Raw genomic sequence first — 19,097 nt, forward strand, 5'->3', positions numbered from 1 at the left:
AGCTGAACGGCCCGTTCGACCGGTCTGGTCGGACGGGCCGTTCAGGTGCGGGGTGTCCTCTCGGTCCGGACGACGAGGGCGGGCGCTCCGGTTCAGGCGCCTCCGGGTTCGAGGGCGAGGTGGAGCTGGCCGCCGTCGAGGGCGACGAGCGGAGTGAACGGGTCCGGGTTCCCCGCCAGGCACCGGGCGCAGTCGACGGGTTCGGTGACCGCTTCCGGGGTTCCGGCCACGGCACGGCTGTCCAGCGGTTGGTGGCACGCGGGCGTCGGGAACTTCAGCCCGCCGTACCAGTCGCGCAGCTCGACGCGGTGGACCCGCCGCCCGCGGCCGGGCTGGCGCAGGTTGCGGTTCCGGAACCGCGCGCACTCGCGCTCGGACAAGCCGCGCAGGGCCAGGGACGTCGGGTCGGTGCGGCGCTCGATCGCGGACACCCGGTCCAGAGTCCTGGCAGGTGGGAGCGCCGCATACCGCGAAATCGGTGACGCCCCGCCGACGATCGGGTGGGAAGAACGCCCGGCGCCACCGAAGACCGGTCCGCCGGTCGGACGGGCCGTTCACCCGCGGGGCGTCGGCTCCGCGGCGCTGTCGAGGGCGTCGAGGACGGCGTCGCCGTGCTCCCGAGCCCACTCGGTGAGCACGTGGATCGGGTCGATCAGGGTCGCGCCGAGCGGGGTGAGCTCGTACTCGACGCGGGGCGGGACCTCGGCGTGGGCGTGGCGCCGGACGAGCCCGTGCGCTTCGAGGCGCCGGAGCGTCTGGGTGAGCACCTTGCGCGAGATGCCGCCGATCAGGCCGGCCAGCTCGCCGTGGCGCACCGGCCCCCTGCTGAGCCCGGCGAGCACGACCGCCGTCCACTTGTCGGCGAGCAGTTCCACCGCGAGCCGCGCCGGGCAGTCGGCGAGGAAGGGCGCGTCGGGGGCGAAACCGCTCATGGCGCCAACGTTACCCGGAGGTTCCCGTGGCGCCGCCTAGCTTGGGAGCAGCCCATCACCGCAGCTAGGAGCAACCATGCGTGCCATCGTCCAGCAGGAGATCGGCGGTCCGGAGGTGCTCGCCGTCGTCGACGCGCCCGAGCCCCGGCCGCTGCCGACCGAGGTCCTCGTCCGCGTCTCGGCGATCGGGTTGAACCCGTTGGAGGCCCGGCTGCGCGCGGGCGAGTTCCCGTTGCTCGGGCGGCCGCCGTTCACGCTCGGCTGGGACGTCAGCGGTGTCGTCGAGGAGGCGATGACGTGGCGGTTCCGGCCCGGCGACGAGGTGTTCGGGATGCCGCTGTTCCCGCGGGCGGCGAACGCCTACGCCGAGCGCGTGGCGGCTCCGGCACTGCACCTGGCGCGCAAGCCGGCGTCGTTGTCCCACGTCGAGGCCGCGGCGCTGCCGATCGTCGGGCTGACGGCGTGGCAGGGCCTCGTCGACCTCGGCGGCGTGACCGCGGGCGACCGGGTCCTCGTGCACGGCGGCGGGGGCGGTGTCGGGCACGTCGCGATCCAGCTGGCGAAGGCGCTCGGCGCGCACGTGATCACCACCGCGGGCGGCGGCAAGCGGGAGTTCGCGGCGGAGCTGGGTGCGGACGAGGTGATCGACTACGCGGCGGTGGACTTCGCGGAGGTCGTCCGCGACGTGGACGTCGTGCTCGACACGTTGGGCGGCGACGTTCCGGAGCGGTCCCTGGAGGTCCTCCGCCCGGGCGGGCACCTCGTCACGGCGGTCGCCGAGGAGGACGTCCGGCAGGCCGCCCGGTTCGCGGCGGCGGGCAGGCGGTTCAGCGGTATCGCGGTCGATCCGGACCCGGTGGCGCTGCGCGGGCTCGTCGACCTCGTCGACCGGGGCGAACTGCGGGTGCACGTGCAGGAGGTGTTCCCGTTCGAGCGGGTCGCCGACGCGCACCGGATGCTCGACGCGGGGCACCTGCGGGGGAAGCTCGTCCTCAGCACCTGATCCCCGCCAGGTGAGCGGCCCGTCCTGCCGGCGGGCCACTCACCTGGGCGCGGGACGGGTCAGGTGGTCGGGAAGTGCTCTTCGGCGGACGGGATGGTGCCGGTGAGGCTGTAGTTCTTGCCGTCGTCCCCGTCGTAGTTCTGCTCGTAGTACTGCTCGGCGCCGAGGGTGCCGCGCGCGACCTGGCTCTCCGCGGTGCGCACGTCGGAGACGGTTTCCGCGGTGTCGCGGGCGGCGGCGCCGTTGATGCCGCCGCCTTCCGGCCACGCCGTCGCCCTGTCCACAGCGGACTGGGTGGTGCGCTCCGCGGCCCGGCCCAGGTCGTCGGCGTTGCCCATCAGCCCGGCCCCGCGCCCCCCGAGCTGCTCGGCGCTCTTGCCGAGTCCGGTGGCCGCGTCGGCGGTGCGCGCTCCGGCGCTGCCGAGGGCTTCGCCGCCGCGGCCGACGGCGCTCGCGGTGGAGCCGAGGGCGTCCGCGCCGCGGGAGGTGGCCTGCCCGGCGGCGGTCGCCGCGCCGCCGAGTCCGGGGGAGGTCGGGAACGCCGACAGCCCGCTGGAGGTGAGCTTGGAACCGACCTTCGCGCCCGCCTCGGCCATGCTCTCCAAGGCCTTGGCCAGGTGCGTTCCGGCCTTGCCGAGCTTGGCGAGCAGTTCGCTCACCTTCGTCGCGATCTTCGAGAGGGTCATGCCGACCCGCCCGGCCGCGTACCCGAGGTAGCCGGCGACGGTCGCGCCGAAGCTGACGACGGATCCGGCGAGCGCGGCCAGCGCGCCCTTGATGAGCTCGGCGACGACGGCCGCGATGATGTCCCGCACCAGCCCGCGGCAGGTGGCGACCATGGTGCCCGCGGTGGCCATCGCGCCGGACGCGGTGCCCGCGCTGATCGCCATGGCCTGGACGCCTTCGGCGAACTCCCCGGCGCGCTGCTGGTAGGCGTCGCACGCCTTGCCCTGCCAGTCGGCGCAGCCGGACTGGACCTGGCCGGGGATGTCGGCGGCGAGCTGCTCCAGGTCGGCCTTCACCTGCTGCCAGGTGTCGGCGCCCTCCTTGATGGCGTTCGGGTCGCCCGCGAGGAAGTCGAGGGCTTCGCGCAGCGGCGTCAGGTGCTCCATCAGCCAGCCGACGCCGGCGGCGAGCACCGAGCCGATCGGGTCGATGGCGGTGATCAGCCCGTCCAGGGCGAGGACCCCGCCGCTGGCGGCGAACTCACCCCAGTCCTCGCTCTCGAACGCGCTCCAGGTGGCCCGCGCCGAGTCGAAGATGCCCGCGCCCGCGGTCGAGGTGTCCGACCCCATGTCGGTGAACATGCCGGTCATACCTGCACCTGCCCGAGCTGCTGGGAGTTGCGGACGTCGGTGTCGTGGTAGTCCGCGGCGGTCGCGTCGACCCGTTCACCGAGGTCGCGGGTGAGGTCGGCGAACTTGCCGATCTCCTCGGCCGCCTGCTGCGAGGTCTGCCGGGCCTGCCCGGAGAACGCCTGGCCGACCAGCCCGAAGCTGTCGACGCCGAACGAGACCCCGGCGCCCTTCTCCCCGGCGGCGGCGATGTCGTCGGCGAGACCGGCCAGCCACTGCGCGTGCGTGGACAACCGGTCCGTTGTCACTTTGAACATGAGCTCACTCCCCAGTGATCACCGCAGGTAGGTCTGCGGCGGTTCGTCCTCGTCGAAGGCCGGATCGTCGTTCCGACTCGCGGCGCCCTCGTCCGGTTCCGCCGGGAGCTGGGTTCGCAGGAATTCCATCGCCGAGGCGCCCGCGAACGGCTCCACGGTCTGCGCGACCTTGTGCGCGACGGCGCCTTGGGCCTGGGCGGCGAGCCGCAGGATGGTGTCGCGCAGGTCGGCCGGGCCGCGCTGCATCGAATTCCGGTCGAAGTCCAGGCCCTGCAGGGCGCCGTTGGAGCCGACTGTGACCGAGACGCCGCCTTCGGTGGCGGTCTCGGTGAGGGAACCCAGCTGTTCCTGCAGCTGCTGGGACTGGCGCACCATCTCGTCGGCGCGGTCCTGCAACGAGTCGAGGAACTGCTGCGGTGATTGCTCTGCCATGCGGAAAACCCCCGGTGTCGTGCCTGTCGGGGCGCCAGGTGCGCGCCTCGCGCCGGCCGGGTACGACCCGTCGGCACCACGATCGACGATCGCGGCGCCCGGACGGTTCCACGCGCGTGCACCGCGCACACCGGAACCCCAGAGTTCCCCCGGGAGGAGAGCGAACCCACCAGCACGAGCGCCCCCAGCGCTCGGCGCCCATCCAACATCCCGCGGCGCGCCGAGGTCAACGCGGGGTCGGTGCGGAACGTGTGCGGAACGTGTGCGCGGCGGGTGGTGCACTGGGGCGCAGCGACCGGCAGGGTGGCCCGTCCGCCGGTCGGGAGCCGGGCGGTGAGCGGCCGGTTCGTCGGCTGGGGGTGGGCGAACCGGGCCGTTCACCGGCCCGGGCCCCGTGCGCTTCAGGCCGCGGGGTGCAGGGCGCGGAGGCGTCCGGCGACGAGGCGGCTGCGGACGCCGAAGCCGAGCGCGACGACCGGCAGAGCGGCGAGGGCGAGGACGCCGAGCGGGCCTTGACCGCTGAGCAGCGCCGCGCCGAGACCGAGGATTCCCAGCACCAGCAGCAGGTTCGCCCGGGCGAGCCGTCCGCCCACCGGCACCGGCGGCTCCACATCGGGGTACCCGTGCCGCCGCCGCGCGAGGGCGAATCCGGCGCCGACGGCGAGGAACGCGTGCCCGGCCACGACCACCACGACCGGGACCCAGCCGAGCAGGTCGAGCCGACCGCTGCCTAGCCCGCCCGCGAAGACCAGCCACCACCCGGCGGCGAGCAGCGCGGGCGGCCAGATCCCCAGCCGCGCTCGCCTGCGCCGTTCCGCGTCCCGCGAGGGGAGGCGCACGCCGAGCAGCGCGAGGCCCAGCAGCGGCGCGAACAGCGCCCAGCCCAGCGGCGCCCACTCGCCCGCGGAGGCCACCACCACGTTGCTGCCCCGGTTGTCGAGCTCGCGGCGTTCGACCGGTGCGGGGGTCGTGGTGTTGTCCGGGGTGAGGTCGGAGTACTTGAAGGTGCGCTGCTCGGTGCGGCCGTCGTCCCAGCGGATCGTCGCCTCGCAGCGCCACCACCAGCCGAGGCCCGACGCGCTGATCGGCCCGACGCGCGCGCAGCCGGTGGCCAGCGCGGTGCCGCGCTCGGTGGGCGTGCCGTCGGTGCCGGTGATGCCGGTGGCGCCCATGACGGTGGCGAACACGAGCAGCACCAGCAGCCGCACCGCGAGCTGCGCGGCGATGCCGCCGGCCCTGCGTCCCGGCGAGCGCTCCGTCGCCTCGCGTTCCTCGCGTGGAGCGGCCGGTTCGCCGTGCCCGGGCAGCATGTCGTCGGAAGGTCGCACGTCCAGTCCTGTTCCCCCAGAGGCCGTTGCGGCGCCGAACCTAGCACGCGCCCGCGCGCCGCCCCCTCGACCGCGCGGCCGCTCGCAGGTGAATGGCCCATTCGCCCAGTCCGCTTGGGCGGGTGGGCCATTCACCTGGTGGATCAGCGGGCGCAGAGGACCTCGACGGCGGTCTCGGCGTCGCCCTGGAAGGCCATGTCCAGGAAGTAGAGCTTGTCGGAGAGCTCGCCCAGCTGCTCCTTCACCACCTCCACCCGCACCTCGCCCTGGGTGAGGTGGACGCCGCGCGCGGCCATCGTGATCACGATGCTCCCCGCCCGCTCCGTCGCGGGGATCTCCCACTGCGCCTCGCTCATGCGTGCCTCCCGTAGTCCGGATTTCGTTGGTGCGAACACCTTCGGAACTTCCCGCCGTGTCACGCAATGAATCTTTCGAGTGAGGGCACTGGCTTGCCGCGGCGGCAACCCGAGAAGCTCTTCCCGGCAGGCGCAGGAGGTGGCATGAGCACGAGCAGCGCGGTCCCGGTGCGGACGCGTCGAGTGGCAAGCAGATTACGCGATCTGCGGCGGCGCAGCGGACTTTCCGCGCCGGAGGTGTCGCAGGCGCTGGGAATCTCGATGAGCAAGATCAGCCGAATGGAATCCGGGCAACGCGGCCTCAACGCCGACGACGTGGCGGCGATGCTGGGGTTGTACCGGGTTCCCAGCCGAGAGCGGGAGGAGGTGCTGACGCTGGTCCGGAACGGTGCGAGCCCGAACTGGTGGACCATGCCGAGTGGTTCGCTGGAGAAGTACTGGGACGACTTCCGATCTTTCGAAGCGGAAGCGACCACCTTGCGGAGCTACGAAACGATGCTGTTCCCGGGACTGCTGCAGACGCCCGGGTACGTCATCGCCATCGCGCACGCTCTTGCGCCGCACGGCATCGAAGGCGACTTGGACAAGCTGCTGGCTCAGCGCACTGCGCGGCAGACCCAGTTGCACAGCGAGCGCACTTTCGAGTTCTTGATCGAGCAGAGCGTGCTCGAACGGGAAGCCGGAACCGCGGAGACGATGCACAGGCAGTTGGAACGCGTGTCGGTCGTCGCGACCCGACCGAACGTGAGCGTGCAGATCGTGCCGCACTCCGCTGGGGCGCACGTCGGCCTGGACGGGCCGTTCCTCTACTTGGAATTCACTGAGCACGCTGATCTCGTCCTCGGGGAGGCCATCGGTTGTGCCTCCTACATCGAGGAGAAGCAGATCGTCGCGGAGCGGCGAGAAGCACTGGGAATGCTGCGCAAGATCGCGCTGCCTCCCGATGAGTCGTTGCGACTGATCGACCGGAAATCCGACGAGTGGCGTCGGCGGAGCTGACGAACAGGAGAGATCCATGCGATCGCACTGGCAGAAGAGCAGCTACAGCAACTCGGTTCAATACTGCGTCGAGATAGCCCACTTGGACGGCACCATCGCCGCCCGCGATTCCAAGGACCCCCACGGCGGCGTGCTCCGAATGAACCCCACCAGCTGGTCCGCTTTCCTGCGGGCGCTGCGGCAGGACCGCTTCACCGGCTGAGCACGGGTCGACGACGCCCCCGCCGCGATCACCGGATCAGGCGCACCACCGCGGCCGAACGGACGCGGCACCGTCCTCCCAGCGCACGCATCCCGGCGCGCGGCGTTCCGGCGCGCGATGATCACCGCTAATCTCGTTCCCCGGGAAGGAATCCACCGGACCCGGCAGAGGAACGGAGGGCCGGTGCGCTTCCGGCTGTTGGGCCCCGTCGAATGCCTCGACGAGCACGATCGGCCCGTCGCGCTCAGCGCCAGGCAGCGCACCCTGCTCGCGGCGCTGCTGCTCAACTCGGGCCGGACCGCGACGACCGGGCTGCTGATCGGCATGATCTGGGACGTGCCACCTCCCTCGGCGGCCGCGAACCTGCGCACCCACATCGGCGCCCTGCGCCGCCGCATGGGACCGGGCGGAGCGCAGCTGCTCAGCCGACCCGGCGGCTACCGGCTCGACGCCGGACCGGATTCGCTGGACGTGCTGCGGTTCCGGGAACTCGCGGCCGACGCCGAACGCGCGCTGCGCGAGGACGACCTGCGGTCCGCCGCGGAACGGTTCGCGGCGGCGCTCGACCTGTGGCGGGGCGACCCGCTCGAAGACCTGGACTGCACGATCGCGCTGCGCGCCGACGCCGACCGGCTCGACGAAGAACGGCTGCACGTGCTCGAACGCCACCACGACGTGGCGCTCGCGCTCGGCGAGCACGCGGCGCTGCTGCCCGGACTGCACGCCCTCGTGCGCGAACACCCGCTGCGGGAACGACTGCGGGCGCAACTGATGCTCGCGCTGCACCGCGCCGGACGGCCCACCGACGCGCTCGCCGCCTACGCCGACGTGCGCGCACTGCTCGCCGCCGAACACGGCATCGACCCCGGCGCCGAACTCGCCGAGCTGCACCGCCGCATCCTCGCCGCCGACCCCGGACTGACCGTCCTCGACCCGCCCGCCGCCGAACGACCGGCGGCGCCCGCCGGACTCCCGCCCGCACCCGCCGCGCTCACCGGCCGCGACGCCGAACTCGCCGCACTGCACCACGGGCTCACCCGGGACCGCGCAGGCGGCGAACGCCCGGCCGTGTGGATGATCAGCGGCGCCGGTGGTACCGGGAAGACGGCGCTGGCCGTGCAGGCGGCGCACCAGGTGCGGGAGCACTACCCGGACGGGCAGCTGTTCGCCGCGCTGCGCGACGCTCGCGGCCCGGCCCGGCCGGTCGACGTGCTCGGGCGGCTGCTGCGCTCGCTCGGAGTGCGGGACGCGCCGGTGGACGCCGAGGAGCGGGCCGCGCTCTACCGGAACCTGCTCGCCGACCGCCGGGTGCTCGTCGTGCTCGACGGTGCCGCCGACGCCGCTGGAGTGCGCCCGCTGATCCCCGGCGGCTCCGGGAACGCCGTGCTCGTCACCGGGCGGCCGGCGCTCACCGGACTCGACGCGGCCGGGCACGTGTCGCTGCGCGTGCTCAGCGCCGCGGACGGAATCCGGTTGCTGGAGCGCTGGGTCGGCGCCGACCGGACGCACCGCGAAGCTGACGAGGCCGCGCGCATCGCGCACTACTGCGGCGGATTGCCGCTGGCGCTGCGGATCGCCGCCGCCCAGCTCGCCGCCCGCCCGCACTGGCCCCTGCGCGCGCTCGCCGAGCGGCTCGCGGACGAACGCACCCGGCTGTCCCGGCTGAGCGCCGGTGACCTCGACGTGCGCGCCGGGCTGGCCCTCGGCTACGACGAGCTCGACCCCACGGCCCGCAGGCTGCTCCGGCTGTTGTCCAGAGTGGACTGCGCGGAGTTCCCGGCGTGGATCGCCGCGCCACTGCTGGACATCGGGGTCGACGAGGCCGAGGAAATCGTGGAGGCGCTCGCCGAAGCGCGGCTGCTGGACGTGCGGGAAGACCCGCCGCACCACCGGTTCCGGCTGCACGACCTCACCCGCGCCTTCGGCCGCGAACAACCCGAGGACGCCGCGCCCGCCGCGCTGCGCAGGCTCGCCGACACCTGGCTCGGGCTCGCCGAACACCTCAACCGGCGGCTGCCGCACCACGACCTGTGCTTCGACGCCGCGCCCGGCGCGAACCGGCCCGGCCCGCACGTCACCGCGCTCGCCGAACGCGTCCGCGACCCGGTGCGCTGGTTCGACGCGATGTGGCCCGAACTGCGCGCCACCGTCGAGCAGTGCGCGGCGCTCGGGCTCGGCGAGCACGCGTGGCGGTTCGCCGCCGCCACCGCCGCTTACCAGGACCTGCGCGCCGACTACGCCGACTGGGCCATCCTCAACCGCGCCGGGCTCGACGCGCTGCACGCCGACCACCACCAGCCGCGCGCCGTCCGGCTGCGCGGCGAAGCGGTGCTCCTCCAGCAGCGCGGCGTGCTCGACTGTCGCCGCAACGACCTGGAGCAGGCCGCGCGCCGATTCGCCGAGGCGCGGCGGCTGTTCGCCTCCGACGACGTCACCGACGCCGAAGGGGAGGCCTACGCCTGGCACGGCCTCGGCTGGACCGCCGAATGGCGCGGGCAGCCCGCCGAGGCCAGGGGCTGCCACGAGCAGGCGATCAGCGCGTTCGCCACCGGCGGCAACGTGCACGGCGCCCTCGCCGCGCGCTGCTCGCTGGCCGCCATCGGGCGCCGCAGCGGCCGGTTCGACGACGCCGTCGAGCACCTCACCGACGCGATGACCACCGCCCGCGCCCTCGCCGACGATTCCGCCGAACTGTCCGTGTGCCTCGAACTCGGGCGGGTGGAACGCGAACGCGGCGACACCGGCCGTGCCGCGCAGCTGCTGCGGCGCAGCCTCGCCCTCGCCGGGCGGCTCGGCGATCGGGACCTGGCGGCGAACCTGCGCCTGTTCCTCGCCGAAGCGCACCTCGACGCCGAGGAGGTCGGCGACGGCGGCTACGAGGTGTGGCAGGCGCTCGGCTTCTTCCACGAAGCCGCGGACGATGCCGGGATCGCCTGGGCCTACCGGCTGCTCAGCCGCATCGACCGCACCCGCGGCAGGCTGCCGACCGCGCTGCGCTTCGCCGAGCACGCGCTGGCGATCGTGCCCGACCTGCCCGCCGAACGGGCCAGGGCGCGGCGCGAACTCGCCTGCTGCCTGCTGCTGCACGGGCGGGCCGAACAGGCGCGGGAGCACTGGGACGCCGCGCAGCACTGGTTCGCCGCAGCGGGCTTCGACGTCGACGCCCACCGCACCCGGCTCGAACGCCACGAGATCGAATCCGACGTCGGCTCCACCCCCTGATCCGGTCCCCGAGCAGGACGACGCCGTGCGGCGGACGGGCCGCACGTGGCGCCCTGTGCCGGTCGTGTGCACGACGTGTGCACCGAACTCGCTGCACTGGACCGGTCCACGACGAGCACCGGAAACAGGAGACAGCGATGCGACCATCCCGAACCACCGCCGCGGCGGGCCTGGTGGCCTGCGCGGTGACCGGAGGACTCCTCCTCGGCACCGCACCCGCGCACGCGGCCACCTACAACGGCGCGTGCGGCAGCGGCTACTCCGTGGTGAACCAGGCCCAGATCTCCGGCAAGGGCACCGTGTTCCTCACCTACAACGCGAGCAACGGGACCAACTGCGTGGTGACCGTGCGGAACTCGCCCGGCGCCGCGGTGCCGATCTTCGCCGGGATCTCCCGGCAGGACGACTCCACCTGGTACGCCGTGGACCAGGGCGACTACACCACCTACGCGGGGCCGGTGTACCGCAGCGCGGCGGGCAAGTGCGTCACCTGGGGCGGGGCGATCAGCGGCGTCTACAACGGCGGCATCGACACCAACTGCGGCTGAGGGGAGCGGGACCATGCAGACGAGGACCAAGACCTGGGCGGCGCTCGCGCTCGGTGCCACGGCGGCGCTGCTCGGTGCGGTACCGGCGGCGGCCTCCACCACGGCCGCGGCACCCTACGGCGATCAATGCGGCAGCGGCTACGGCGTGGTGAACCGGTTCGACCTGCCGAACGCCCGCGGCACCGTCTACTTGACCTACCACTCCGGCAACGGCACCAACTGCGTCGTCACCATCCGCAGCAATCCCGGCACGGCGACGCTGATGGAGGCGTTCCTGCGCAAGTCCGGGAACTCCGCGTGGACCAGCGACAGCGGGAACTTCACCACCTACGCCGGGCCCGTCCGGGTCGCGGCGGCGGGGCAGTGCGTCGACTGGGGCGGCACCATCGGCACCGCCACCGACTTCCGCTACGGGACCAACTGCGGCTGACCGCACTCCGAGGAGGAGCCATGAACAAGGCAGGAACGGTCGTCGCCGTCGCGGGCCTCGCGCTGGCCGGATCGATCACCTTCACCGCGCCCGAAGCGCACGCGGCCACCTACGGCGGCGAGTGCGGTTCCGGCTACGGCGTCGTCAACAGCGGGAGCATCGGGGGCAAGGGCACCGCGTTCCTCACCTACAACGCGAGCAACGGCCGCAACTGCGTGGTGGCCAAGCGCAACAGCAGCGGATCGGCGGTGCTCGTCGAAGCGGGCCTGTCGGTCAGCCCCGCCGGGAACCACTGGGACGTCTACGACGGCGGGAACTACACGACCTACGCCGGGCCGATCTACCTGAGCGCGGCCGGGAAGTGCGTCGACTGGATGGGCGGCATCGAAGGCACCCGCTACGTGGCCCGCGGCACCAACTGCGGTTGATCACCGGAGACGGCGGCGGAACCACCGCGGTTTCCGCCGCCGCTGCCGGTCGGTCGTTGCGGGAGAACCCGAGGTCGACGTCGCGGGCGGACGGGGCCGGCCGGCGGGTGGTGACGACCTCGCCGCGGGTGAAGAAGTGCACGCCCTCGGTGGAACCGCTGGCCCTGGCCCGGCTCGCCGCCTCCTGCGCCACCGCGGGCACCGCTGTGCGGCACGCCGAGCTGCACGAGATCGGCGGAATCGGCCCGCGGTCGGTCGCGGACGTGCGGCGGCTGGTCGAGCGGGTGCTCGGTCCCGTCGTGGCGCACGACCGGGCGTCCGGGACCGCGCTGCTGACCTCGCCGGAGGTGTTTCTGCGGCAGGACCGCTCCTGAGTGCGCACCGCCGAGGCCCTCGGCGTGCACCGGCAGACGCTGGTCCACCGGCTCGCGCGGGTCGAACGGCTCACCGGGTGCAAACCGACCTCGACCAGCGGGATCGCCGAGCTCTGGACGGCGCTGGAGGCCGCCCGCGCGCTGGAGCCGATCACCTCGCCCGGAGGCCGTTGACGACCAGCTCGACCAAGGTCGGCGCGCGGGTGTCCCACTCGGCTTCGGGGATGCGGGACAGCCCGCCGAGCAGCAGCAGCACGTCGGCGGCGTCGACGTCCGCGCGGAACTCGCCCGCCGCCCGGCCGCGGTCGAGCAGTTCACCGAGCGCGTCATCGATGCGGTGGTGCTGGCCCGCGTACAGGTCCTGCCAGGCCGAGGCCTCGATCGCGGCCATCACGCCGCGCTTCACCCGCGCGTACTCGACGAGCCGCTGCAGCCAGCGGGTCATCGCCGCCAGCGGCGGGTGCTCGGCCAGCAGCGGCGGCACCTCGTCGACGAGCTGGCCCAGCTCCTCCCGGTAGACCTCGGCGAGCAGGTGCTCGCGGGTGGGGAAGTGCCGGTAGAGGGTGCCCTGGCCGACGCCGGCCGACTTGGCGACGGCGTGCAGCTTCAGCTCGGCAGCCGCGCCGTTGGACCTGCTCAGCGCGTCGCGCGCGGCCTCGACGATGCGGTCGCGGTTGGCGGCGGCGTCGGAGCGCAGTTCTCGGTCGGCCACGGTGCTCCTTTCCTCGGACGGCACAAGCGGACAGTTGTCCGTTACAGTGGCTGACGCAACCGGACAACTGTCAGCTTAGACCTGGAGCCAGTGGGATGAACGGACCGGACGACAAGATCATCGCCATCGCCGGGGCCAGCAGCGGGATCGGCGCCGCCACCGCGCGGGAGCTCGCCGCCCGCGGCGCCACCGTCCTGCTCGGCGCCCGCCGAACCGACCGGCTGGACGAACTCGTCGCGGACATCCGTGCCGACGGCGGGCGGGCGGAGGCGCTCGCCGTCGACGTCACCCGCCGCGCCGACCTGCAGCGGCTCGTCGGCCGGGCCGTCGAGGGCTACGGGCGCCTCGACGTGCTGGTGAGCAACGCGGGCATCGCGCGCGTCGCACCCATGACCGACCTCGACGTCGACGACTGGGACGCCATGGTCGACGTCAACCTGCGCGGCGTGCTGCATGGCATCTCCGCCGCGCTGCCCGTGTTCCACCGCCAGGGCCGCGGGCACTTCGTCACCACCGCGTCCACCTCCGGCCTCAAGATCGTGCCGACGCAGGCCGTCTACGCGGGAGTCAAGAACGCGGTCCGCACCACGATGGAGGCGCTGCGCCAGGAGTCCACCGACGGCTCGGTGCGCACCACCACCATCTCGCCCGGCTACGTCCGCACCGAACTCGTCGACCACGTCGAGGACCCGGTGCAGCGCGCGCAGTACCAGCGGCACATGGCCGAACTCGGCATCGGCGCCGACGCCGTCGCCCGCGCCATCGCGTTCGCCGTCGAACAGCCGGACGACGTGGAGATCGGCGACATCGTCCTGCGGCCCACGCGGCAGGGCTGACCGCTGTGCTCGGGCGGACCTGGTCGGCGGGGTGGGCGCGTGCCCGCCCGACCTCCGCCGCCCGGGAATCCCCGTTCGGGGCCGTTTTCGACACCATCGGCGTCCCGAGGGGGCGTGGTGTCGCAGGCGGTGAGCTCCGCGGCGCGGGCTGCCGGGTTCAGCGCCGGTGCGGGCCGCCGCCGGGGTGCGTGGCGGGCGGCGCGTCCCCCGCGGCCTCCGGACCGCGCGCCGCCCGCGGGTGGCGCCGCGTGACCGAGCCCGGTGCCTTCCGGCGAGTTAAGAATTGATTTCGGCGGGCGCCGGAATTGTCCTGTAGGCACGCTGAATGGGGGCTCCGGCATTCTTGCCCGCCGGATTGAACACTCCGCCGGAGGTCCCCCGTCGGATGGACGGAAGTGAAACTCAGGGTGTCGGGAAACCCCTCACCAGTGCCGCTGCGGGGCTCTGGCCTGCGGGTTCCCCCGCTCAGCGTTGACCTAGGAAAACGGGTACTGTCTGCGACGTTCATTACACTTTCTCTGCGGAATGCTGCTCGATTCGGGTGAGGCGGTGTGGATCTTGACAACGGAGCGTGTGCGCCGCACCATTCCGTCCCAAGCATCGGAACGGGTTGCGCGGGCCGCCGGAACGTGGTCGCCCGGCCCGGTGTGCCCTGAGAAAGACCCTCCGCGCCGGCGAATCCGCGCATCGAGGCGAACCCCCGAGCGTCCGGAACGGCGACCCCGAGGTGTCGCGAGCAACCGCGCAGGCCGACCGCGTGGACGAGCAGAACGGAAATTCCGGACACAGTGAGCCAAGAAACCCTCCAGACCGGCGGCGATCCGAACGGGAAGCAGCCCGTCGACGCCGGAGATGCCGGCTACAGCAAGTCGCTGAAGGCGCGGCACATCAACATGATCGCCATCGGCGGCGCGATCGGCACCGGGCTCTTCCTCGGTGCAGGCGGCCGCCTCGTGCAGGCCGGGCCCGCCCTCGCCATCGCCTACGCGGTGTGCGGCCTGTTCGCGTTCTTCGTGGTCCGCTCGCTGGGCGAGCTCATCCTCTACCGCCCCTCGTCCGGCGCGTTCGTGTCCTACGCGCGGGAGTTCATGGGGGAGAAGGGGGCCTACACCGCCGGGTGGATGCACTTCCTGAACTGGTCCACCACCGGCATCGCCGACATCACGGCCATCGCGCTCTACGTGCACTTCTGGGCCATGTTCGCCCCCGTCCCGCAGTGGGTGCTGGCGCTGATCGCGCTGGCCGTCGTGCTCGCGCTGAACATGGTGTCGGTGCGGTTGTTCGGCGAGATGGAGTTCTGGTTCGCCATCGTCAAGGTCGGCGCGCTGGTCGTGTTCATGCTCATCGGCATCTACCTGATCGTCACCGGCCACGCCATCGACGGTCACCAAGCCGGGTTCTCGGTGATCTCCGACAACGGCGGGGTCTTCCCGTCCGGGATCGTGCCCGTCGTGCTGATCATGCAGGGAGTGGTGTTCGCCTACGCCTCCGTCGAGCTGGTCGGCGTCGCCGCGGGTGAGACGGAGAACCCCGCGAAGATCATGCCGAAGGCGATCAACTCGATCATGTGGCGGATCGGGATCTTCTACGTCGGCTCCGTCGTGCTGCTCACGATGCTGATGCCGTGGAGCTCCTACAAGGACGGCGAGAGCCCCTTCGTCACCGTCCTGGCGAACCTCGGCGTGCCCTACGCCGGCGACGTGATGAACCTCGTCGTGCTCACCGCCGCCATGTCCAGCCTCAACTCGGGGCTGTACTCCACCGGCCGCATCCTGCGGTCCATGTCGCTGGCCGGGTCGGCGCCGAAGTTCACCGGTGCGATGAACAAGAGCCAGGTCCCCTACGGCGGCATCCTGTTGACCTCCGCGGTCTGCGTGGTCGGCGTCGGGCTCAACGCGGTGGTCCCGGAGGACGCGTTCGAGATCGTGCTGAACTTCGCCTCGATCGGCATCCTCGCGACCTGGGCGATCATCGTGCTCAGCCACCTGCTGTTCGTCCGCAAGGCCAACCGCGGTGAGGTGGAGCGGCCGAGCTACCGGCTGCCGTTCTCCCCGTACATCGAGTACGTCACGCTCGCCTTCCTGGCCTCCGTGGTCGTCCTGATGGGCTTCGACGAGACCGGGCAGATCACCCTGATGGCGCTGCCGATCATCCTGATCGCGCTGGTCATCGGCTGGTTCTGCGTCCGCGGCCGGATCGACATGTCGGTGATGGAACGCGAGTAGCCCGCACCGTCCCCGACGGGGTGGCCGTCCCGGCACGACCGGGGCGGCCACCCCGTTGTCGTTCCGCCTCCTGCACGTGATCCACATCGGCTAGGGTCGGCGCCCATCGCGGCCCGGACGCTCCGGGCGGGCACCGCGGAGGGACGGATGGACGACGCGGCTCCGAAGTTGCTGGGCGGGCGGTACCGGCTGGGCAGGCGCCTCGGGCGCGGCGGCATGTCCGTCGTCCACCGCGCGGTGGACACGCGGCTGGGAAGACCGGTGGCGGTGAAGGTCTTCCGCTCCGATGCCGACGAGGCCTCCCGGCGGCGCTTCGAGGACGAGGCGCGGCTGCTGGCCCGGCTCAGCCACCCCGGCCTGGTGACCGTGCACGACGCGGGTGCCGAAACCGGCGACGGCGACCCGTACCTCGTCATGCAGCTCGTCGAAGGCCGCACCCTCAGCGCGGCCATGCGGGCGGGCGCCATCGATCCCGGAGAGGTCGCCGAACTGGGGAGGCGGCTGGCCGAGGTGCTGGCCTACGTGCACGCCAACGGGATCGTGCACCGCGACGTGAAGCCGTCCAACGTGCTCATCACCGATGCGGGAGAGGTGTTCCTCGCCGACTTCGGCATCTCGCTGCTCGTGCACGCCGTGGGCCGGATGACCGACTCGGGCGTGGTGATGGGGTCCGCGCACTACATGGCACCGGAGCAGGTCCGGGACGAGGACGTCGACTACGCCGCGGACGTCTACGCGCTCGGCCTGGTGCTGCTGGAGTGCGCCACCGGGCGCGCCGAGTACGACGGCACCAAGACCGAGGCCGCGGTGGCCCGGCTGACCCGCGAGCCGCGCGTCCCGGACTGGCTGCCGAACCCGCTCGCCGAGGTCCTGCTCGCCATGACGGCCTACGACCCGGAGCAGCGGCCCTCCGCCGCCCGGTGCGCGCGGCTGCTCGCGGCCGAACCCGCGGGACCCGGCGCCACCGCGGAAACCGAGTCGCCGCAACGGAGATCGACCGACACCGCCGAGTTCGCCCCGGTCCCGGCACCGGCCGCACCGCGCCCGCGCCGCCGCGCGCTGCTGCTCGGCGCCGCGGGTCTGCTGGTCCTGGTGCTCGGCGCGGCCGCCCTGCTGGTGCCCGGGGCGAGCGCTCCGGAACGGCCGGTGCTCCCGCCCGAATCCGGGCCGCCCGGCGTGGCGCGGCTGCCCGCGGACCTCGACGACCTGGACGGGCTGGTGCGCGGATGAAGCGTGCGATGTGGACGGTGCCCGCGCTGCTGCTGGCCTCCTGCGGCACCCCGGAACCGCCGATGGCGCCCGAGGTGCGCGCGGACCTGCTGGCGGCGGTCGCCGAGGTCCGGGACGCCGCGCAGCGCCACGACCGGGCCGCCGCCGAGGACGCGCTCGCCGCGCTCACCCGGGAGATCGCCGCCGCGCAGGCCACCGGCGGCCTCGACGCCGCCTACGCGCACGACCTGCTCGCGGCCGCCGACCGGGTCGCCGCGGACGTCGCCACCTTCCCGCTGCCGGGACCGCCCGCACCGGTGGTCGTGACCGTGCCCGGACCGCCGGTACCGGTTCCGCAGGCGCCGCGGGAGGTCGTGGTCCCGCCGCGGGCTCGGCCGGTCCCGCCGCCGCCCGCGCCGCCCGATCTCGGCGACCTGCTCAGCGAACTCCGGCCCGGTTCGGACGACCGGGACGACGGTGGCTCGCCCGGCGAGGGCGATGCGGGGAACGGTCCCGGGAACGGGCGGGGCTCCGCCGAGAAGGGTGAGGGCTCCACCGGCGGCGGCGATGGTGCCACCGGGAACGGCCAGGGCTCCACCGGAGACGGTGCGACGGGGAACGGCGAAGGCTCCAGCGAGAACGGCCGGGGCGGCTCGGGGAACGGCTAGGCGCCACCGGGGGCGGTCCGGGCGGCCGTCCGGCATCTCCGCAGCGCGGCCGCGCTGCCGGTCTGCTGGGGAGCCGGGAGGGCGCGGGGCGCGCCGCTGTCGGGGCTCATCGGTGCGTCCTTCGCGAAGCGGGGGTCGGGGAGGGGCGCGCATCGCCGCGATGACCTGAGGCGGCGCGCTCCGACCAAGATCATTTCATTGCCCCGCCGGGCGTCCGCCGCCGGGCTCGAGACGCGCGATCGGGAACCGCCGGCGCCGAGCCGCGCTCGGGATCGGTGGCGAGAACGAACCGAACCGGTCGGTAGGTCTTGATCGACTTCCTCGCGACGTGGTATCGGTCTCGCTGTGACCTGCGCGGACGACCCCCGTGTCGCTCAACCGCCCGGAAATCGGACAGATCGGAAGAGTTTTCTGCCAGGTTAGTGCACTTCAGCGCCATTGTTGGTAGTAGTTGCAGCGGCCCCAGTGCTCGTGCACCCCTTGTACGCGCCGCCCCCGGGGTCAGGCGGCGGGATCTTCCCCCGGAACGCCCGCTCGACAAGCCGGACCCGCGTGGAACCCGGTGGGCGGGACTCGGTACCGTCGCCGCACCGATCAAGAGAAACCCCACATCACGGAGGACATGGTGGCCCTTCCCCAGCTGACCGAGGAGCAGCGGGCAGCAGCTTTGGAAAAGGCGGCTGCCGCCCGTCGCGCCCGAGCCGAGCTCAAAGAGCGCCTCAAGCGCGGTGGAACCAGCCTGGCAGAGGTCCTGGACACCGCCGACAACGACGAGGTCTTGGGCAAGATGAAGGTGTCCGCGCTGCTTGAGGCCCTTCCCGGCGTGGGCAAGGTCCGCGCTCAGCAGATCATGGAGCGGCTGGAGATCGCGAACAGCCGCCGGCTCCGCGGGCTGGGTGAGCGTCAGCGCAAGGCGCTGCTCACCGAGTTCGCCGCCGAGTGATCGACACCCGTACCGGTGTCGAGCCGGGGTCGGTCCGTCAGGACGGGCCCCGGCTCACCGTCGTCTCCGGTCCTTCCGGCGTCGGCAAGTCCAGCGTCTTGAACGAACTGCGCGAACGGGCACCGGAGATCTACTTCAGCGTTTCGGTGACCACCCGCCGCCCCCGGGCGGGCGAGGTGGACGGCGCGCACTACCACTTCGTCGGCATCTCCGAGTTCGAGCGGATGGCCGCCGCGGGAGAGCTGCTCGAGCACGCCCGGTACGCGGGCAACTGCTACGGCACGCCGCGCGGACCCGTCGAGGAGGCGCTCGCCGCCGGGCGGGACGCCGTGCTGGAGATCGAACTGCAAGGCGCCCGGCAGGTCCGCCGGTCGATGCCGGAGGCGCGGCTCGTGATGCTGCTGCCCCCGTCCTGGGAGGAACTCGTGCAGCGCCTGACCGGCCGCGGCACCGAGGATCCCGAGGTGGTCGAGGCCCGGCTGCGCACCGCGCGCGAGGAGCTGGCCGCCGAACCCGAGTTCGACGACACCGTGGTCAACGCCGACCTGCGGTCGGCGACCAGCGAATTGATACGATTGGTGACCGGTCGCCGGGTCTGAGCTCCGCGCTCGGACGCCGGACAGGCGCCAGCCGCCGGC

Annotated in this window: 23 protein-coding genes; 15 read left to right on the forward strand and 8 right to left on the reverse strand. The window is 73.0% G+C overall.

Translation table 11 applies throughout. The features are described 5' to 3' along the window. Positions 1-92: 92 nt before the first annotated feature. The gene (locus AC29IT_RS20020; RefSeq protein WP_488219754.1) at positions 93-431 is read right to left on the reverse strand and encodes a hypothetical protein; all 339 of its coding nucleotides are present in this window, start codon (positions 429-431) and stop codon (positions 93-95) included. 123 nt (positions 432-554) lie between these two features. Next, entirely contained in the window at positions 555-932 is a 378-nt protein-coding gene (locus AC29IT_RS20025; protein ID WP_358446220.1) for a winged helix-turn-helix transcriptional regulator, read from the reverse strand. 76 nt (positions 933-1,008) lie between these two features. Here AC29IT_RS20025 and AC29IT_RS20030 point away from each other — a divergent pair, with 76 nt between their 5' ends. Further along, complete coding sequence (locus AC29IT_RS20030) at positions 1,009-1,935, forward strand: NADP-dependent oxidoreductase (protein ID WP_488219755.1); 927 nt, start codon at positions 1,009-1,011, stop codon at positions 1,933-1,935. A 59-nt stretch (positions 1,936-1,994) separates the two neighbouring features. On the opposite strand, the gene AC29IT_RS20035 is transcribed toward AC29IT_RS20030, so the two are convergent. The 5 genes from AC29IT_RS20035 to AC29IT_RS20055 form a co-directional block, all read right to left on the reverse strand. After that, the gene (locus AC29IT_RS20035) at positions 1,995-3,251 is read right to left on the reverse strand and encodes a WXG100 family type VII secretion target (RefSeq protein ID WP_488219756.1); all 1,257 of its coding nucleotides are present in this window, start codon (positions 3,249-3,251) and stop codon (positions 1,995-1,997) included. Beyond that, entirely contained in the window at positions 3,248-3,547 is a 300-nt protein-coding gene (locus tag AC29IT_RS20040) for a type VII secretion target (protein ID WP_358446211.1), read from the reverse strand. Before AC29IT_RS20040 ends, AC29IT_RS20035 begins: the two co-directional genes overlap by 4 nt. A gap of 18 nt (positions 3,548-3,565) precedes the next feature. Then, positions 3,566-3,979: a YbaB/EbfC family nucleoid-associated protein gene (locus AC29IT_RS20045; protein WP_488219757.1), complete on the reverse strand. Its 414-nt coding sequence runs from the start codon at positions 3,977-3,979 to the stop codon at positions 3,566-3,568. Between the two features lie 401 nt (positions 3,980-4,380). Continuing rightward, complete coding sequence (locus AC29IT_RS20050; RefSeq protein ID WP_488219758.1) at positions 4,381-5,307, reverse strand: DUF6346 domain-containing protein; 927 nt, start codon at positions 5,305-5,307, stop codon at positions 4,381-4,383. Between the two features lie 143 nt (positions 5,308-5,450). Further along, entirely contained in the window at positions 5,451-5,663 is a 213-nt protein-coding gene (locus AC29IT_RS20055) for a hypothetical protein (protein ID WP_488219759.1), read from the reverse strand. A gap of 144 nt (positions 5,664-5,807) precedes the next feature. Here AC29IT_RS20055 and AC29IT_RS20060 point away from each other — a divergent pair, with 144 nt between their 5' ends. The 8 genes from AC29IT_RS20060 (at position 5,808) to AC29IT_RS20095 (ending at position 12,040) form a co-directional block, all read left to right on the forward strand. Then, on the forward strand, positions 5,808-6,662 hold the full coding sequence (locus AC29IT_RS20060) for a helix-turn-helix domain-containing protein (protein ID WP_488219760.1): 855 nt from the start codon (positions 5,808-5,810) through the stop codon (positions 6,660-6,662). Positions 6,663-6,678: 16 nt separating this feature from the next. Beyond that, positions 6,679-6,864, forward strand: a complete 186-nt coding sequence (locus tag AC29IT_RS20065; protein ID WP_358446197.1) for a DUF397 domain-containing protein — start codon at positions 6,679-6,681, stop codon at positions 6,862-6,864. 183 nt (positions 6,865-7,047) lie between these two features. Beyond that, on the forward strand, positions 7,048-10,086 hold the full coding sequence (locus AC29IT_RS20070) for an AfsR/SARP family transcriptional regulator (protein ID WP_488219761.1): 3,039 nt from the start codon (positions 7,048-7,050) through the stop codon (positions 10,084-10,086). A gap of 137 nt (positions 10,087-10,223) precedes the next feature. Further along, a complete protein-coding gene (locus AC29IT_RS20075; protein WP_488219762.1) occupies positions 10,224-10,634 on the forward strand; it encodes a spore-associated protein A in 411 nt (136 codons plus the stop codon). Between the two features lie 13 nt (positions 10,635-10,647). Then, positions 10,648-11,064, forward strand: a complete 417-nt coding sequence (locus AC29IT_RS20080) for a spore-associated protein A (protein ID WP_488219763.1) — start codon at positions 10,648-10,650, stop codon at positions 11,062-11,064. Positions 11,065-11,084: 20 nt separating this feature from the next. Continuing rightward, a complete protein-coding gene (locus AC29IT_RS20085; protein WP_358446185.1) occupies positions 11,085-11,492 on the forward strand; it encodes a spore-associated protein A in 408 nt (135 codons plus the stop codon). A 110-nt stretch (positions 11,493-11,602) separates the two neighbouring features. After that, complete coding sequence (locus AC29IT_RS20090; RefSeq protein WP_488219849.1) at positions 11,603-11,866, forward strand: hypothetical protein; 264 nt, start codon at positions 11,603-11,605, stop codon at positions 11,864-11,866. Then, positions 11,867-12,040, forward strand: coding sequence for a helix-turn-helix domain-containing protein (locus tag AC29IT_RS20095; RefSeq protein WP_488219764.1), 174 nt, complete (start codon positions 11,867-11,869; stop codon positions 12,038-12,040). Here AC29IT_RS20095 and AC29IT_RS20100 read toward each other — a convergent pair. Beyond that, on the reverse strand, positions 12,018-12,578 hold the full coding sequence (locus tag AC29IT_RS20100; RefSeq protein WP_488219765.1) for a TetR/AcrR family transcriptional regulator: 561 nt from the start codon (positions 12,576-12,578) through the stop codon (positions 12,018-12,020). The genes AC29IT_RS20095 and AC29IT_RS20100 overlap by 23 nt on opposite strands. Positions 12,579-12,673: 95 nt before the next feature. Between AC29IT_RS20100 and AC29IT_RS20105 the strand changes: the two genes are divergently transcribed. The 6 genes from AC29IT_RS20105 to gmk all read left to right on the forward strand — a co-directional run bounded on the left by AC29IT_RS20105 (position 12,674) and on the right by gmk (position 19,058). Beyond that, entirely contained in the window at positions 12,674-13,414 is a 741-nt protein-coding gene (locus AC29IT_RS20105; protein WP_488219766.1) for an SDR family oxidoreductase, read from the forward strand. Positions 13,415-14,307: 893 nt separating this feature from the next. Then, a complete protein-coding gene (locus AC29IT_RS20110) occupies positions 14,308-15,639 on the forward strand; it encodes an amino acid permease (RefSeq protein ID WP_358446632.1) in 1,332 nt (443 codons plus the stop codon). 147 nt (positions 15,640-15,786) lie between these two features. Continuing rightward, positions 15,787-16,869 carry a serine/threonine-protein kinase gene (locus tag AC29IT_RS20115; RefSeq protein WP_488219767.1) on the forward strand — a complete coding sequence of 361 codons (1,083 nt, stop codon included), beginning with the start codon at positions 15,787-15,789 and terminating at the stop codon, positions 16,867-16,869. After that, positions 16,866-17,516, forward strand: coding sequence for a hypothetical protein (locus AC29IT_RS20120; protein WP_488219768.1), 651 nt, complete (start codon positions 16,866-16,868; stop codon positions 17,514-17,516). Before AC29IT_RS20115 ends, AC29IT_RS20120 begins: the two co-directional genes overlap by 4 nt. A gap of 625 nt (positions 17,517-18,141) precedes the next feature. Beyond that, positions 18,142-18,459 (forward strand): integration host factor, actinobacterial type, encoded by a 318-nt coding sequence (mihF, locus tag AC29IT_RS20125; protein WP_184484996.1) that lies wholly within the window; start codon positions 18,142-18,144, stop codon positions 18,457-18,459. Then, positions 18,456-19,058: a guanylate kinase gene (gene gmk / locus AC29IT_RS20130; RefSeq protein ID WP_488219769.1), complete on the forward strand. Its 603-nt coding sequence runs from the start codon at positions 18,456-18,458 to the stop codon at positions 19,056-19,058. The genes mihF and gmk overlap by 4 nt, the downstream gene beginning before the upstream one ends. Positions 19,059-19,097 lie beyond the last annotated feature (39 nt).

The organism is Saccharopolyspora sp. MMCC62 (genome assembly GCF_057736575.1).

Bases quoted from the DNA above. Each gene is read 5' to 3' on its own strand.
- AC29IT_RS20025 (WP_358446220.1), bottom strand. From the start codon at position 932: ATGAGCGGTTTCGCCCCCGACGCGCCCTTCCTCGCCGACTGCCCGGCG.
- AC29IT_RS20030 (WP_488219755.1), top strand. From the start codon at position 1,009: ATGCGTGCCATCGTCCAGCAGGAGATCGGCGGTCCGGAGGTGCTCGCC.
- AC29IT_RS20035 (WP_488219756.1), bottom strand. From the start codon at position 3,251: ATGACCGGCATGTTCACCGACATGGGGTCGGACACCTCGACCGCGGGC.
- AC29IT_RS20040 (WP_358446211.1), bottom strand. From the start codon at position 3,547: ATGTTCAAAGTGACAACGGACCGGTTGTCCACGCACGCGCAGTGGCTG.
- AC29IT_RS20045 (WP_488219757.1), bottom strand. From the start codon at position 3,979: ATGGCAGAGCAATCACCGCAGCAGTTCCTCGACTCGTTGCAGGACCGC.
- AC29IT_RS20055 (WP_488219759.1), bottom strand. From the start codon at position 5,663: ATGAGCGAGGCGCAGTGGGAGATCCCCGCGACGGAGCGGGCGGGGAGC.
- AC29IT_RS20060 (WP_488219760.1), top strand. From the start codon at position 5,808: ATGAGCACGAGCAGCGCGGTCCCGGTGCGGACGCGTCGAGTGGCAAGC.
- AC29IT_RS20065 (WP_358446197.1), top strand. From the start codon at position 6,679: ATGCGATCGCACTGGCAGAAGAGCAGCTACAGCAACTCGGTTCAATAC.
- AC29IT_RS20075 (WP_488219762.1), top strand. From the start codon at position 10,224: ATGCGACCATCCCGAACCACCGCCGCGGCGGGCCTGGTGGCCTGCGCG.
- AC29IT_RS20080 (WP_488219763.1), top strand. From the start codon at position 10,648: ATGCAGACGAGGACCAAGACCTGGGCGGCGCTCGCGCTCGGTGCCACG.
- AC29IT_RS20085 (WP_358446185.1), top strand. From the start codon at position 11,085: ATGAACAAGGCAGGAACGGTCGTCGCCGTCGCGGGCCTCGCGCTGGCC.
- AC29IT_RS20105 (WP_488219766.1), top strand. From the start codon at position 12,674: ATGAACGGACCGGACGACAAGATCATCGCCATCGCCGGGGCCAGCAGC.
- AC29IT_RS20110 (WP_358446632.1), top strand. From the start codon at position 14,308: ATGATCGCCATCGGCGGCGCGATCGGCACCGGGCTCTTCCTCGGTGCA.
- AC29IT_RS20115 (WP_488219767.1), top strand. From the start codon at position 15,787: ATGGACGACGCGGCTCCGAAGTTGCTGGGCGGGCGGTACCGGCTGGGC.
- AC29IT_RS20120 (WP_488219768.1), top strand. From the start codon at position 16,866: ATGAAGCGTGCGATGTGGACGGTGCCCGCGCTGCTGCTGGCCTCCTGC.